Below are 13540 nucleotides of genomic sequence, written 5' to 3'. Positions count from 1 at the left end.
CGCTCAGGTGCCGGGCCCCGGGGCCGCGCGGCTCAGGCGTCGAAGTCGACGACGAGCTCCTTGGAGGTGGGGCGGGTCTGGCAGGTGAGCACGTAGCCCTTCTCGATCTCGTCCTTCTCGAGGGCGTAGTTCTCCTCCATCACGAACTCCCCGGAGACGACCTTCGCGCGGCAGGTGCCGCACACCCCGCCGGCACATGCGAACGGGACGTCGGGGCGGACCCGCAGGGCCGCGTTGAGGACGGTCTCCTGGGCGTTCTTCGGGGACTCGATCGAGGAGGAGAGCCCGTCCAGGTTGAACGTGATGTCGTAGCTCTCGCCCGACGGGTCCGCCGGGACCACGCGTCCCTGCTGGCCCTGGGGTGTCTCGGGGCGGCCGGTGCTGAACAGCTCGAAGCGGATTTTGTCCTCCGGCACGCCGCGCTCCGCGAGGGTGTCCCGGCACAGCTGGACGAGCTCGAAGGGCCCGCACAGGAACCACTCGTCCGCCCGGTCCACCTGGAGCACCTCGTCCAGGATGTCCTTGAGCTTGTCGGCGTCGATCCGACCGGACATCAGCGGGCTGATCCGCTGCTCGCGGGAGAGCACGTGGTGGATCGCCAGGCGGGACGGGTACTTGTCCTTGAGGTCCCCGAGCTCCTCGGCGAACATCACCTCCATGGCGGAGCGGTTGGCGTAGACGAGGTCGAACGTGGAGGACTCCGAGGCGCGCAGCACGGCCTTGGCGATCGCCATGATCGGGGTGATCCCGGAGCCCGCGGCGAAGGCCACGAGGTGCACCGACGCGTTCTTCGCGACCTCCTCGGCGGCGAGCCTCTCGGGGTCGTTCATGCTCGTGAGCCCGAGCTTGGAGGTGAACGCGCCCTGCGGGTTCATGACGTCGAGCGTGTCGCCGGCCTTCAGGGACTCGTTGGCCCACGTGGAGAAGACCCCGCCGATGTCCTGCTTGATCGCCACCCGGATCTCGCCCGGCCGCGGCTCCGCGCAGATGGAGTAGGACCGGCGGACCTCCTGTCCGTCGATGTGTGCGCGCAGCGCCACGTACTGCCCGGGCAGGTAGTCGTAGTCGTCCACGAGCTCCGGGGGCACCGCGAAGGCGACCTCCACGGAGTCCGCGGTGAGCTTGCGGACCTGGGAGACCTCGAGGGTGTTGAACGTGGCCCGGCGCCGGGCCGGGGCGGTGATCTCGGTCATCAGTGCACCTTGAAGTAGTCGAAGGGTTCCAGGCACTCGTTGCAGACGTGGAGCGCCTTGCAGGCGGTGGACCCGAAGCGGGTCAGCTCGCGGGTGTTCAGGGAGTGGCAGCGCGGGCACTTGACGGTGAGCCCCAGCCGGACGGGGCCGGCGGCGGCCCGGCCGCTGGGCGGGGCGATGCCGTACTCGTCGAGCTTGCGCCTGCCGTCCTCGCTCATCCAGTCCGTGGTCCACGCCGGCTGCAGCACGAGGTCGACCCGCACGTCGTCGTAGCCCTGCGCGTTGAGCGCCCGGGTGACGTCCGTGGTGATGGTCTCCATCGCGGGGCACCCGGAGTAGGTCGGGGTGATGACGACGACGGCGCGCCCGCCCTCGACCCGGGCGTCCCGCAGGATGCCGAGGTCGGCGATGGAGAGCACGGGGACCTCCGGGTCGTTCACCGTGGCGGCGATGTCCCAGACGCGGCCGGCGGCCTCGTCCCGGGGACGCAGCTCCCGGCCGGTCACCTTCGTGGTGCCCGTCGGCTCGTGCTCGGTCATCGTCATCGCCCCCTCACCAGGTGGCGCCGGGGTGCTGGCGCGCCAGCACCTGCATCTCGGCGAGGATGTGGCCCCGCTGCTCGCTGAACTGCCCCGAGCGGTCGCCGCCCCAGGCGCCCAGGACCTCGGGGACGGACAGCTCCGCCTCGTCCAGGATCGCCGCGATCCGCCGGTCGAAGTCGGCGCGCAGGGAGGACGGGCGCACGGCGGCGTCCCCGAGGGACTCGATGAGCTCGTCGTCGTGGAACAGCTCGTCCACGTAGGGCCACATGTAGTACAGGCCGGCCTGGACGCGGCGCTTGGACTCCTCCGTGCCGAGGCCCAGGCGCAGGATCCACTGGCTCGCGTGGTCCTGGTGGTACTCGATCTCCTTGAGCGCCTTGTCCGCGATGGCCGCGAGCGTCGGGTCGGAGGAACGGACCAGACGGCGGTACAGCTCGTACTGGTAGTAGGAGAAGATCAGCTGCCGGGCGATGGTCTGCCCGAAGTCGCCGTTCTCCTGCTCCACGAGCCGGCAGGAGCGGAACTCCTCCTCGTCGCGGAAGTAGGCGAGGTCGTCCTCGGTCTTCCCCCAGGCGGTGCCCGCGTACGTGAGGAAGAAGCGGGCGTGCCCGAGCAGGTCCAGGGCGATGTTGGCCAGCGCGATGTCCTCCTCGAGCTCCGGGGCCCGGGCGATCCACCAGCCGAGGCGCTGGGCGAGCATCAGGGCGTCGTCGCCCAGGTACAGGGCGTAGCGGGCCACGTCCTCGGGCGCCTTCGCGCCGCCGGCCTTGATCTCCTCCGCGGTGATCGCGTCGCCCGCGCTCTGCCGGGTCGCGGACTCGTGGGATGCGAAGCTCACAGATGCTTCACCCCTTCGCTCTTGGTGTAGTACGTGGCGTGGCGGTAGCTCTTGCCCTGCGCGGACTCGAAGAACCCGCCCTTGGAGTCGGGGTCCGAGGCGGTGATGGCCGCGGAGGGCACGACCCACACGGAGGTCCCCTCGTTGCGGCGCGTGTAGAGGTCCCGGGCGTTGCGCACGGCCATCGTGGCGTCCGGGGCGTGCAGGGATCCGGCGTGGACGTGGGAGAGCCCGCGCGAGGACCGCACGAACACCTCCCACAGGGGCCACTCGTCGGAGGACGCGCCGATCGGGCTCACGGTGTTCTCGCTCATGCTCAGGCTCCGATGAGTTCGGCGGAGGCGCGCTCCGCGGCGGTCTTGCGGGCGTAGGCGGCGGCGGCCTCGCGGACCCAGGCGCCGTCCTCGTGCGCCGTGCGGCGGCGCTGCATGCGCTGGAGGTTGCACGGGCCCCGGCCGCCGACGACGGCCTTGAACTCGTCCCAGTCCAGCGGTCCGTAGTCGTAGTGGCCGCGCTCCTCGTTCCACTTGAGGTCCGGGTCCGGCAGGGTCAGGTCCAGGGCCGCGGCCTGCTCCACGATCATGTCCACGAAGCGCTGGCGCAGCTCGTCGTTGGAGAAGCGCTTGATGTTCCACGCCATGGACTGCTTCGAGTTGGGCGAGTCGTCGTCCGGGGGGCCGAACATCTGCAGGGAGGGGCCGTAGAAGCGGTTCACGGCGTCCTGGGCCATCTGCTTCTGGGCGGGCGTGCCGTGGGAGAGCTCGTAGAGGATCTCCCAGCCCTGGCGCTGGTGGAAGGACTCCTCCTTGCAGATCCGGACCATGGCCCGGCCGTAGGGGCCGTAGGAGGCCCGGCACAGCGGGACCTGGTTGGCGATCGCGGCGCCGTCCACGAGCCAGCCGATGGCGCCCATGTCGGCCCAGGTGCGCGCGGGGTAGTTGAAGATCGAGGAGTACTTCGCCCGGCCGTCCAGCAGCTGCTGGTTGAGCTCGGAGCGGGGGGTGCCCAGGGTCTCGGCGGCGGAGTAGAGGTACAGCCCGTGGCCGGCCTCGTCCTGCACCTTGGCCATGAGGATGGCCTTGCGCTTGAGGGACGGCGCCCGGGAGATCCAGTTGCCCTCCGGCTGCATGCCGATGATCTCGGAGTGGGCGTGCTGCGAGACCTGGCGGACCAGCGTCTTGCGGTAGGCGGCGGGCATCCAGTCGCGCGGCTCGATCCGGGAGTCCTCGGCGATGATGCGGTCGAAGTGCTCCTCGCCCGCGCGGTCCAGTTCGGCCTGCTCGGCCGCGTCCGCGGCGGGCACGGCGTGGAGGCCGGTGTTCTGCGTAGTCATGGTGTCCCTCTTCCGACGAGATGGCGCCGCGGGGCGGGAGGGCCGCACGCGACTAACTGACCGTTCGTTCAGGATATAAGTCCGCGGGGGCGGCGTCAACAGGTTGTTCCCACGGGGTGTCCGGACCCGTCTTCGAGGTGGCGCGGGTTGACACGGGCGGCGGAGTGGGATTGTCTACTGAACATTCGGTCGTGAACTGTGAGGAGAGTTACATGTCCCAGGGCCATCCGATCCTCGCGGGGGACCACACCTCGCGCTGGATGGGCATCACCGTGGACCGTGCCGACTACGGCCACGCCCAGATCCGCATGACGCTGCGGGAGGAGATGCTCAACGGGTTCGGCATCGCCCACGGCGGCATGGTCTTCGCCTTCGCGGACACCTGCTTCGCCCTCGCCTGCAACGACCCCGCCGGTGACGGCAGCACCATCACGGTGGCCGCGGGGGTGGACATCAACTTCCTCGCCTCGGCCCACCGCGGGCAGGAGCTCACCGCCGTGGGGACCGTGCGCGCCCAGGCGGGACGCAGCGGTGTCTACGACATCCAGGTCCTGGCCGACGGCCGGCTCATCGCAGAGTTCCGGGGCCGCAGCCGCACGATCCCGAACCCCGCCCGCCGCGCGGCGGCGCCCGCCGAGCGGCCGGCCGGCGATCCGGCCGCGCAGCCCGTCCTGCAGTCCGCCCAGCAGCCCGAGGAAGTCTGACATGACCGAGTGCTCCGTCCCCAACCCCTACACCCCCGCACCCGCCCCCGCGGACCGGTCGCAGCCGGACCCGGAGGAGACGATGAGCCGGGACCAGGTCGAGTCCCTGCAGGTCGAGCGGCTGCGCTGGACCCTGCACCACGCCTACGAGAACGTTGCCGCCTACACCGAGCTCTTCGACGGCCACGGCGTGCACCCCGGCGACTTCAAGGAGCTCGAGGACCTCCGGCTCTTCCCCTGCACGGACAAGGAGTTCCTGCGGAAGGCGTACCCGTTCAAGTCCCTCGCGGTGCCGATGAGCGAGGTCCGGCGGATCCACGCCTCCTCCGGCACCACCGGGCAGCCCACCGTGGTGGCCTACACCCAGAACGACATCGACACCTGGGCGGGCCTCGTGGCCCGCTGCTTCCGGCTCTCGGGCGTGCGGCCCGGCGACAAGGTGCACAACGCCTACGGCTACGGGCTGTTCACAGGCGGGCTCGGCGCCCACTACGGCGCCGAGCGCCTGGGCTGCGCCGTCATCCCGATGTCCGGCGGGCAGACCGAGAAGCAGGTCCAGATGATCCGGGACTTCGAGCCCGAGGCCATCCTCTCGACCCCCACCTACCTGCTGACCATCGCCGACGGCTTCAAGAAGCTCGGCCTGGACCCGCGCGAGACGTCGCTGCGCACCGCGGTGCTCGGGGCGGAGCCCTGGACCGAGGAGATGCGCCGCGAGATCGAGACGGCCTTCGACGTGGACGCGTGCGACATCTACGGCCTCTCGGAGGTCATGGGCCCCGGTGTGGCCGGGGAGTCCGCCGCCTCCAAGGACGGCTCCCACATCTGGGAGGACCACTTCCGCCCCGAGATCATCGACCCGTTCACGGACGAGGTCCAGGAGACCGGCCGGCCCGGCGAGCTCGTGTTCACGGCGCTCACCAAGGAGGCCCTGCCGATCATCCGCTACCGCACCCACGACCTGACCCGCCTGCTGCCCGGCACGGACCGGCCCGGGCACCGGCGGATGGGCCGGATCACGGGCCGCTCCGACGACATGATCATCCTGCGCGGGGTCAACCTGTTCCCCTCCCAGATCGAGGAGCTCGCCCTGCAGGTGCCGGAGCTGAGCCCGCACTTCACGCTCGAGATCACCCGCCCGCACCGGATGGACCAGATGACCATCAACATCGAGCGGCGCGAGCAGGTGACCGTCGAGGCCGCCGAGGCCGGCGGCCAGAAGCTCCTGCACGCCATCAAGACGAAGATCGGCTCCTCCGCCTCGATCCGGATCGCCGAGCCGGGGACCCTCGCCCGCTCCTCCGGCAAGCTGCGCCGCGTTTACGACCACCGCAAGGACGCATGACGTCCGCGCGCCGACCCGTGCCGCGACCGGCCCCCGAGACCGCTCGGGGGCTCGTCGCGTCATAGGATCGTTGTCCTGCCCGTCCCCATCGAGATCGAGGTCCCCATGACGCACGCACCGGCGCCCGCCCCTCCCGACAGCGCGGCCCCGCGCCGTGGCCGGCCCGGCTACGACCGCGAGACGCTGCTCGACGTGTGCGTGGAGGTCTTCAACGTCCACGGCTACGACGCCACGTCGATGGGCACGCTCTCCAAGCACCTGGGGATCTCCAAGTCCGCGATCTACCACCACGTGGAGTCCAAGGAGGAGATCCTCGAGCAGGCGCTGGGCCGGGCCCTCGACGCGCTCGAGGAGGTCCTGGCCACCGCCGAACGGACGGAGGCCCCGGCGGTCGAGCGGCTCGAGCAGGTGATCCGCGGGACCGTGCACGTGCTCGTGGAGCAGATGCCGTACGTGACCCTGCTGCTGCGGCTGCGGGGCAACTCGGAGGTCGAGACGCGGGCGCTCGAGCGCCGCCGCACGGTCACCCGCCGGGTCGGCGCGCTCATCGAGCAGGCCCAGGAGGAGGGCGACCTGCGCCGCGACCTCAGCGCCCGCTCCGCCTCGCGGCTGCTCCTGGGCATGATCAACTCCATCGTCGACTGGTACCGGCCGGACCCGGACAAGACCGACGACGGGCTGGCCGACACCGTGGTCGCCCTCGCCTTCTCGGGGCTGCGGGCCACCTGACCCGTCGGCCGGCCGTTCCACCGAGTCCCGGCGGTCCCTCCGCCCGTTGTCCGCCGAGTCCCCAGGTTCCCTGCAGGCTCTCCGCCGAACCCCCAGTGACAGCGCAATCCCCCACGCACCGGCGTGGGGGATTGCGTGCGTCGTGGGGACTCGGCGGCCCGGGGCGTGCCCCGGGTGGGGACTCGGCGGCCCGGGGCGGGTCCCGCCCGGGTCAGCCGCTCAGGCGGCGGGCCAGGTCTTCGCGACCAGGGTCAGCACGTCGTAGGTCGCGACAATCTCGTCGTGCTGGTTGTGCAGGATCGCGTCCCAGCAGACCTCGCCGTACTCGTCGGTCACCCGCGGGGTGATCTGCTTGGCCGTGAGGGTCACGCGGATGCGGTCGTCGTAGGTCACCGGCGTGATGAAGCGCAGGTTCTCCAGCCCGTAGTTCGCCAGGACGGGGCCGGGGGCCGGCTCCACGAACAGCCCGGCCGCCCAGGAGACGAGCAGGTAGCCGTGGGCCACCCTGCGCGGGAAGAACGGGTTGGCCGTGGCGGCCTCCTCGTCGGTGTGCGCGTAGAAGGTGTCGCCGGTCTTCTCGGCGAACTCGGTGATGTCCTCGAGGGTCACGGTGCGCAGCTCGGAGGCGAACTGGTCGCCGATCCGCAGGGTCTCCAGGGACTTGCGGAACGGGTGCTCGCCGGTGCCGTTCTCGACCGCCTCACGGGTCACGGTGTTCGCCGCGGCGCCCCGGTGCCACACGCCGGTCACGGCCGTGAGGATGTCCGGGGGACCCTGGATGGCGGTGCGCTGCATGTAGTGCTTGACGCCGCGCACGCCGCCCAGCTCCTCGCCGCCGCCGGCGCGGCCGGGGCCGCCGTGGACCAGGTGCGGCATGGGGGAGCCGTGGCCGGTCGAGGTCCTGGCGTCCTGGCGGTTGAGGAAGTGCACCCGCCCGTGGTGCGAGCCGATGCCCGCCGTGAACCGGGCGGCGGTCGCGCCGTCGTTAGTGCACACGGTCGCCACGAGCGAGCCGCCGCCGAGCGCGGCGAGCCGCACGGCGTCGTCGACGTCGGTGTAGCCCAGCACGGAGGTCACGGGGCCGAAGGCCTCGACGAAGTGCACCTCCGGGGTGTCCGGGTCGTCGAAGGACAGCACCGTGACGGGGAAGAACGCGCCCGCACCGGTGTCCGCGTCACCGACGGACGCGTCCGGGCCGCCCAGGCGGACGGTGCCGCCGGCGGCGACCAGGCGCTCCACGGCCTTGCGCACCTCGCTCTGCTGCTCCTTGGAGGCCAGGGCGCCCATGGTGACGCCCTCGGTGCGGGGGTCGCCGATGACCACGCGCTGCTGCACGCGCTCGGCGACGGCCGCCACGACGTCCTCCACGCGGTCCTGCGGGACGATGACGCGCCGGATGGCGGTGCACTTCTGCCCGGCCTTGGACGTGATCTCGACGAACACCGCCTTCACGAACGCCTCGAACTCCGGGGTCTCCGGGGTGGCGTCGGGGCCGAGGATCGCCGCGTTGAGGGAGTCCGTCTCGGCGGTGAAGCGCACTCCTCCGTTGATGACGTTGTCGTGGTGGCGCAGCGACTGCGCGGTGCCGGCGGAGCCGGTGAAGGCCACGTGGTCGCGGTAGTCCAGGTGGTCGAGCAGGTCCCGGGCGGAGCCGGAGATCAGCTGGAGAGAGCCATCGGGCAGGATGCCGGAGTCGAGCATGAGGCGCACGCAGGCGGCCGTGACGTAGCCGGTCGGCGTGGCCGGCTTCACCAGGGTCGGCATGCCGGCGATGAAGGCGGGGGCGAACTTCTCGAGCATGCCCCACACCGGGAAGTTGAACGCGTTGATCTGCACGGCGACGCCGGGCATGCGGGTGTAGATGTGCTCGCCCAGGAAGGACCCGTCCTTGGAGAGCTGCTCCACCGCGCCGTCCACGATGACGTTGGCGTTGGGCAGCTCCCGCCGGCCCTTGGAGGAGAACGTGAAGAGGGTGCCGATGCCGCCGTCCACGTCGAAGAAGTGGTCCTTCAGGGTGGCGCCCGTCGAGTAGGAGACGTCGTAGAGATCCTGCTTGTGCTCGGTGAGGTGCTGGGCGAGCTCCTTGAGCTTGAGTGCCCGCTCGTGGATGGTGAGCTCCCCGAGCGAGCGCTGGCCCACGGTCCGGCCGTAGTCCACGGCGGAGGCGATGTCGATGCCGTCCGTGGACACGCGCGCCACGACCTCGCCGGTCGAGGCGTCGGCCACCTCCGTGACCTTCTGCGGGTTCTCCGGCGTCCACCACCGGCCCCGCAGGTAGCTGGGGAGGATGGTCTGGGTCTGTGCTGCCACGGTGCGTGGTCCTTTCGCTCGGGTGCCTGCGGGCGGTCCGCTGCCCGCATCCTGACCGATCGTTCGGTATTATGACCACGATAACCTACGTCACACCTCAGGACCACTGCCCCGCTGTGGACCTGTCACGTCGCCGAGCTCCCGAGGAGTGCCATGACCACGATCGAGACCCACGAGCCCTGGCGCATCGTCCTGGGCGAGCTCGACGAGAAGATGGGCGTCACCGTCCTGGAGGAGTCGGCGGAGCGCGTGGTCGCCTCCATGCCCGTCGAGGGCAACCGTCAGTCGCTGGGCCTGCTCCACGGCGGGGCCATGGTGGCCCTCGGCGAGGCCGTGGGCTCCTGGGCCGCGGTCATCCACGCGTCCACGATGGGCAAGGTCGCCGTGGGTGTGGACGTCAACGCCACCCACCACCGGTCCTCCCGCACGGGCACCGTGACGGCCACGGCCACCGCTCTCCAGCTCGGCCGCTCCCTCACGTGCCACGAGGTGGTCGTCGAGCACGAGGACGGCACCCGGCTGTGCACCGTGCGGATCACGAACTTCCTCAAGGACAGGCCGCAGCAGGCCGGGAACCCGGCCGAGAGCTAGGCGGGAGACAGGCCGGGCAACGGGTCAGGACGGACGGCCGAGCCGCCGGCGCAGGGAGGCCAGCTCCTCGGGTGCCAGCCCGGCGTCCACGAGCCAGCGCTCGGCGTCGAACTCGGCCAGCAGCTCCTCGAGGGCCGCGCGGCGCTCCGCGAGCAGCGCGGCGAGCTCGGGCTCGGGGTGGTGGCGCTCGACCGGGTGGGGGACGGGCGCGACGCGGTGCCACTCGTTGATCCCGCGCGCGGCGGCCTCGTCCTCCGCGACGAGACGCTCCGGGGGCGCTCCGGCCAGTCCGAGGAGCAGCAGCGCGAGCACCCCGGTGCGGTCGCGGCCGGCCGAGCAGTGCACCACCACGGCGCCCTCGGCGGTCGCCACCGCCCGCACCGCCTCGGCGAGGAGGCCCGGGAACAGCCGCAGGTAGTCGCGGTAGCCGCGCGGATGGTTGAGGTAGGGCGTGCCCACCAGCGGGAACTGCGGATGGGCGGGGTCCTCGGTGGGGCGGTGCAGCACCGTGATGCCGGCGCGGGCGGCCGGGTCGTCCAGGGGGTCCGTGGGCCGGCGCCGCCGCTCGTCCGCGTTGCGCAGGTCCACCACCGTGCGCACGCCGTCCGCCGCGGCGGCACGCCAGCCCGCGGGGCTCAGCCGCTCGGAGCGGCCCATCCGCCACACGTCGCCCGCCAGGCGCCGCGCGTTGAGCGCACCGTCCCACGTGGCGGGGGTCCCGGGCTGTGCATGCATGCCCCCACGATAGGACCCGCGTCCGACGGCGCGCCGCTCCCGCACACCTGCGCCGCACCCCCACGCGGACCGACCGGCTCCGCCCGGGACGCCGGCACTGTGCATGCGGTCCCGGGTGGAACCGGTGAGGTCGGCGGCAGGGAGGGCTGTGCTACTGGTCGTAGGTGAAGAAGCCCTTGCCGGTCTTGCGGCCGAGCTCGCCCCGGGCCACCATGTCCCGCATCAGCTGCGGGGGAGCGAAACGTGGGCCGAGCTCCGACTCGAGGTACTCCGCGATGCCCAGGCGCACGTCCAGGCCCACGATGTCCGTCAGGGCCAGCGGGCCGACCGGGAACTTGTAGCCCAGGACCATGGCGTTGTCGATGTCGGCGGCCGAGGCCACACCCTCCTCGACCATCCGGATGGCCTCGAGGGCGATCGCCACGCCCAGTCGCGACGAGGCGAAGCCGGGGGCGTCGTTGACGACCACCGGGGTCTTGCCGAGGCCCTCGACCCACTGCACCGAGAGCCGCTTGAGCTCCTCGCCGGTGTGCTTCGAGTTCACGACCTCCACGAGCTTCGAGGCCGGCACGGGGTTGAAGAAGTGCAGCCCGCAGAACCGCTCGGGGCGTCCCAGCTGCTCGGCCAGCCCGTCCACGGACAGCGAGGACGTGTTGGTGGCCAGCCACGCGGTCGCGGCCAGCTGGCGCTCGACCTCCTGCAGGGCCGAGACCTTCAGGTCCCACACCTCGGGCACCGCCTCGACGACGAGCTCGCACGGGGCGAAGTCGGCGTGGTCGAGGGAGACGGCGAGGTTCTCGGACCACTCGTCCAGGTTGCCGTCCACGCTCCCGCGCTCCAGGGACTTGGCCAGGTCCCGCTCGATCCGCTCCCGCGCGGCCTCCGCGGCCTGACCGTCCCGCTCCACCACGGTCACCTCCGCCCCGGCGAGCAGGAAGGCGTGGGCGATGCCCGCGCCCATGCGGCCTCCGCCCAGGACGCCGACGACGGCGGGAACGGCCAGTGCGTGCTTCTCGGTCATGGTCGGGGTGCTCCTACTTCTTGTTCTTCTTGCGGTCCAGGAAGGACTGCATGCGGTCGAACTTCGCCTGCGACTCGAAGAGCACGGCCTGGGCCAGCTCGTCGATGTGCGGGTGGGCGGCCGGCGGGGCCGCGAAGACCCGCTTGGAGATCCGCACGGCCAGGGGGTCCTGGGCGCCGATCCGGTCGGCGAGCGCGTGCGCGGCGCCGACGAGCTGTGCGGGCTCGTGCAGCTCGGTGACGAGGTGCAGGGCCAGGGCCTCGTCCGCGTCCAGGATCCGGCCGGCGAGCAGGATGTCCAGGGCGATCGGCTCGCCGACCAGCTCCTTGAGCCGCCACAGGCCGCCGGCGGCGGCGATGATCCCCAGGTTGGTCTCGGGCTGGCCGATCCTGAGGTGCGGGGTGGCGATGCGGAAGTCCGCGGCGTAGGCCAGCTCCGCGCCGCCGCCCAGGGCGTAGCCGTCGACCGCGGCGATCACGGGCATGGGCAGCTGGTGGATCCGGTCGAAGATCCGGGAGTTGATCCCGGCCAGGGCGTCGTCGCGGCGGCGCTCGCGCAGCTGAGCGATGTCGGCCCCGGAGGCGAAGACGCCCTTGCCGTTCACCTCGGTGCCCGAGAGGATCAGGATCTTGGGGTGCCGCTCCAGGTGGCCGCACACGGTGTGCAGCTCCTCGACCATGGTCGCGTCGATGGCGTTGCGCACGGCGGGGCGGTCCAGGACCACGTGCAGGCGGTCCTCGCGCTCCTCGAGCCGCAGGGCGGTGAACTCGGCGCCGAGGATCTCGCTGGGGCCGACCATCAGAGCTTCTCCACGAGCATCGCGGTGCCCTGGCCGACGCCCACGCACATGGTGGCGAGGCCGCGGTCCGCGCCCTCGCGCTCCATCCGGCCCAGCAGCGTCACGACCAGCCGGGAGCCGGAGGAGCCGAGCGGGTGGCCGAGCGCGATCGCGCCGCCGTCGTTGTTGACGGTGCCCTGGTCGAGACCGAGGCGGCGGATGCAGGCGAGGGACTGGCTGGCGAACGCCTCGTTGAGCTCGACCGCTCCGAGGTCGCCGATGCCCCACCCGGTGCGCTCGAGCACCTTCTGGGTGGCGGGGACGGGGCCGAGGCCCATGATCTGCGGGGCCACGCCGGCGGAGGCGCCGTCGACGATCCGGGCTCGGGGGGTCAGCCCGTACTTCTCGGCGGCGCGCTCGGAGACCACGAGGATCGCCGAGGCGCCGTCGTTGAGCGTCGAGGAGTTGCCGGCGGTGACGACCGTCCCGTGGTCGACCACCGGGCGCAGCTTGGCGAGCACCTCGGTGGTGGTGCCCGGGCGGGGCCCCTCGTCGGTGTCGACGACGGTTTCGGCGCCCTTGCGGCCCTTGACGGTCACCGGGACGATCTCGGGGGCGAAGCGCCCGGCGTCGATCGCGGCGATCGCCCGCTCGTGGGAGGACACCGCGAACGCGTCGGCGTCCTCGCGCGAGATCTTGTCGACGATCGCGACCTCCTCGGCCGTCTCCGGCATCGAGTAGGTCATCTTGTCGTGCTTCTTGAACTCGGGGTTGGTGAAGCGCCAGCCGATGGAGGTGTCGAAGACGTCGCCGGGCTTGGCGAAGCCCTTGGCCGGCTTCTCCATGACCCAGGGGGCGCGGGACATCGACTCGACGCCGCCGGCGACGACGATGTCCGCGGCCCCGGCCTTGATCATGTGCGAGGCCATGATGATGGCGGACAGCCCGGAGGCGCAGAGCCGGTTGACGGTGATGCCGGGGACGGTGTCGGGGAAGCCGGCGAGCAGCCAGGCCATGCGGGCGACGTTGCGGTTCTCCTCGCCGGCGCCGTTGGCGTTGCCGAGGATCACCTCGTCGACGTCGTGCGGGTCGATCCCGGCGTCGGTCACCGCGCGGCCGACGACGAGGGCGGCGAGATCGTCGGGGCGCACACCGGAGAGTGCGCCGCCGTACCGGCCCACGGGGGTGCGGGCGCCGCCGACGAGGAGGGCCTGAGGGGTGGAGGGCATGGGAGGAACTCCTGTCGCGACGGGAAGCGGCCGGCATCCGGGCGTCCTCGCCCGACTTTACTGACCGATCGTTCATCAAACCATCCCACGCGTGCGCCCGTGGGGTCAACAGAGCGCGCCGTCACGAAGGGCTGTGGCCGGCCTCACGCATCGAGACCCTGGCCCACGGTGACCTTCCGGGAGCAGCGGACC

14 protein-coding genes are annotated in these 13540 nt (G+C 71.7%); 4 read left to right on the top strand and 10 right to left on the bottom strand.

The features are described 5' to 3' along the window. Positions 1-32 precede the first annotated feature (32 nt). The 5 genes from paaE to paaA are packed head-to-tail and all read right to left on the bottom strand — an operon-like array spanning position 33 to position 3906. A complete protein-coding gene (paaE, locus tag ACYVM4_RS14555; protein ID WP_368822019.1) occupies positions 33-1193 on the bottom strand; it encodes a 1,2-phenylacetyl-CoA epoxidase subunit PaaE in 1161 nt (386 codons plus the stop codon). After that, positions 1193-1738: a 1,2-phenylacetyl-CoA epoxidase subunit PaaD gene (gene paaD, locus ACYVM4_RS14550; RefSeq protein ID WP_368822018.1), complete on the bottom strand. Its 546-nt coding sequence runs from the start codon at positions 1736-1738 to the stop codon at positions 1193-1195. The genes paaE and paaD overlap by 1 nt, the downstream gene beginning before the upstream one ends. A 7-nt stretch (positions 1739-1745) precedes the next feature. Beyond that, complete coding sequence (paaC, locus tag ACYVM4_RS14545) at positions 1746-2573, bottom strand: 1,2-phenylacetyl-CoA epoxidase subunit PaaC (RefSeq protein WP_368822017.1); 828 nt, start codon at positions 2571-2573, stop codon at positions 1746-1748. Further along, positions 2570-2887: a 1,2-phenylacetyl-CoA epoxidase subunit PaaB gene (paaB, locus tag ACYVM4_RS14540; RefSeq protein WP_460668986.1), complete on the bottom strand. Its 318-nt coding sequence runs from the start codon at positions 2885-2887 to the stop codon at positions 2570-2572. Before paaB ends, paaC begins: the two co-directional genes overlap by 4 nt. A 2-nt stretch (positions 2888-2889) precedes the next feature. Then, the gene (paaA, locus tag ACYVM4_RS14535; protein WP_017833091.1) at positions 2890-3906 is read right to left on the bottom strand and encodes a 1,2-phenylacetyl-CoA epoxidase subunit PaaA; all 1017 of its coding nucleotides are present in this window, start codon (positions 3904-3906) and stop codon (positions 2890-2892) included. Between the two features lie 212 nt (positions 3907-4118). On the opposite strand from paaA, the gene ACYVM4_RS14530 reads away from it, so the two are divergent. From ACYVM4_RS14530 to ACYVM4_RS14520, 3 genes are all read left to right on the top strand, one after another. After that, complete coding sequence (locus ACYVM4_RS14530; protein ID WP_368822016.1) at positions 4119-4610, top strand: hotdog fold thioesterase; 492 nt, start codon at positions 4119-4121, stop codon at positions 4608-4610. A gap of 1 nt (position 4611) precedes the next feature. Further along, on the top strand, positions 4612-5955 hold the full coding sequence (locus ACYVM4_RS14525; protein WP_460668985.1) for a phenylacetate--CoA ligase family protein: 1344 nt from the start codon (positions 4612-4614) through the stop codon (positions 5953-5955). Positions 5956-6060: 105 nt separating this feature from the next. Continuing rightward, a complete protein-coding gene (locus ACYVM4_RS14520) occupies positions 6061-6684 on the top strand; it encodes a TetR/AcrR family transcriptional regulator (RefSeq protein ID WP_368822013.1) in 624 nt (207 codons plus the stop codon). A gap of 219 nt (positions 6685-6903) precedes the next feature. Here ACYVM4_RS14520 and paaZ read toward each other — a convergent pair whose 3' ends face one another. After that, positions 6904-8994: a phenylacetic acid degradation bifunctional protein PaaZ gene (gene paaZ / locus ACYVM4_RS14515; protein WP_460668984.1), complete on the bottom strand. Its 2091-nt coding sequence runs from the start codon at positions 8992-8994 to the stop codon at positions 6904-6906. A gap of 153 nt (positions 8995-9147) precedes the next feature. Here paaZ and ACYVM4_RS14510 point away from each other — a divergent pair, with 153 nt between their 5' ends. After that, complete coding sequence (locus tag ACYVM4_RS14510) at positions 9148-9585, top strand: hotdog fold thioesterase (protein WP_460668983.1); 438 nt, start codon at positions 9148-9150, stop codon at positions 9583-9585. Positions 9586-9609: 24 nt separating this feature from the next. Here the strand turns inward: ACYVM4_RS14510 and ACYVM4_RS14505 are convergent, their stop codons facing one another. From ACYVM4_RS14505 to ACYVM4_RS14490, 4 genes are all read right to left on the bottom strand, one after another. Further along, on the bottom strand, positions 9610-10320 hold the full coding sequence (locus ACYVM4_RS14505; protein WP_460668982.1) for a tyrosine-protein phosphatase: 711 nt from the start codon (positions 10318-10320) through the stop codon (positions 9610-9612). 151 nt (positions 10321-10471) lie between these two features. After that, positions 10472-11341: a 3-hydroxyacyl-CoA dehydrogenase family protein gene (locus tag ACYVM4_RS14500; RefSeq protein ID WP_460668981.1), complete on the bottom strand. Its 870-nt coding sequence runs from the start codon at positions 11339-11341 to the stop codon at positions 10472-10474. A gap of 13 nt (positions 11342-11354) precedes the next feature. Next, the gene (locus tag ACYVM4_RS14495) at positions 11355-12140 is read right to left on the bottom strand and encodes an enoyl-CoA hydratase/isomerase family protein (RefSeq protein ID WP_368820967.1); all 786 of its coding nucleotides are present in this window, start codon (positions 12138-12140) and stop codon (positions 11355-11357) included. Further along, on the bottom strand, positions 12140-13348 hold the full coding sequence (locus ACYVM4_RS14490) for a thiolase family protein (protein WP_368820968.1): 1209 nt from the start codon (positions 13346-13348) through the stop codon (positions 12140-12142). The genes ACYVM4_RS14495 and ACYVM4_RS14490 overlap by 1 nt, the downstream gene beginning before the upstream one ends. Positions 13349-13540 lie beyond the last annotated feature (192 nt).

This window comes from Kocuria himachalensis (genome assembly GCF_054784195.1).
This window is presented reverse-complemented; position numbering and strand designations above follow the sequence as displayed.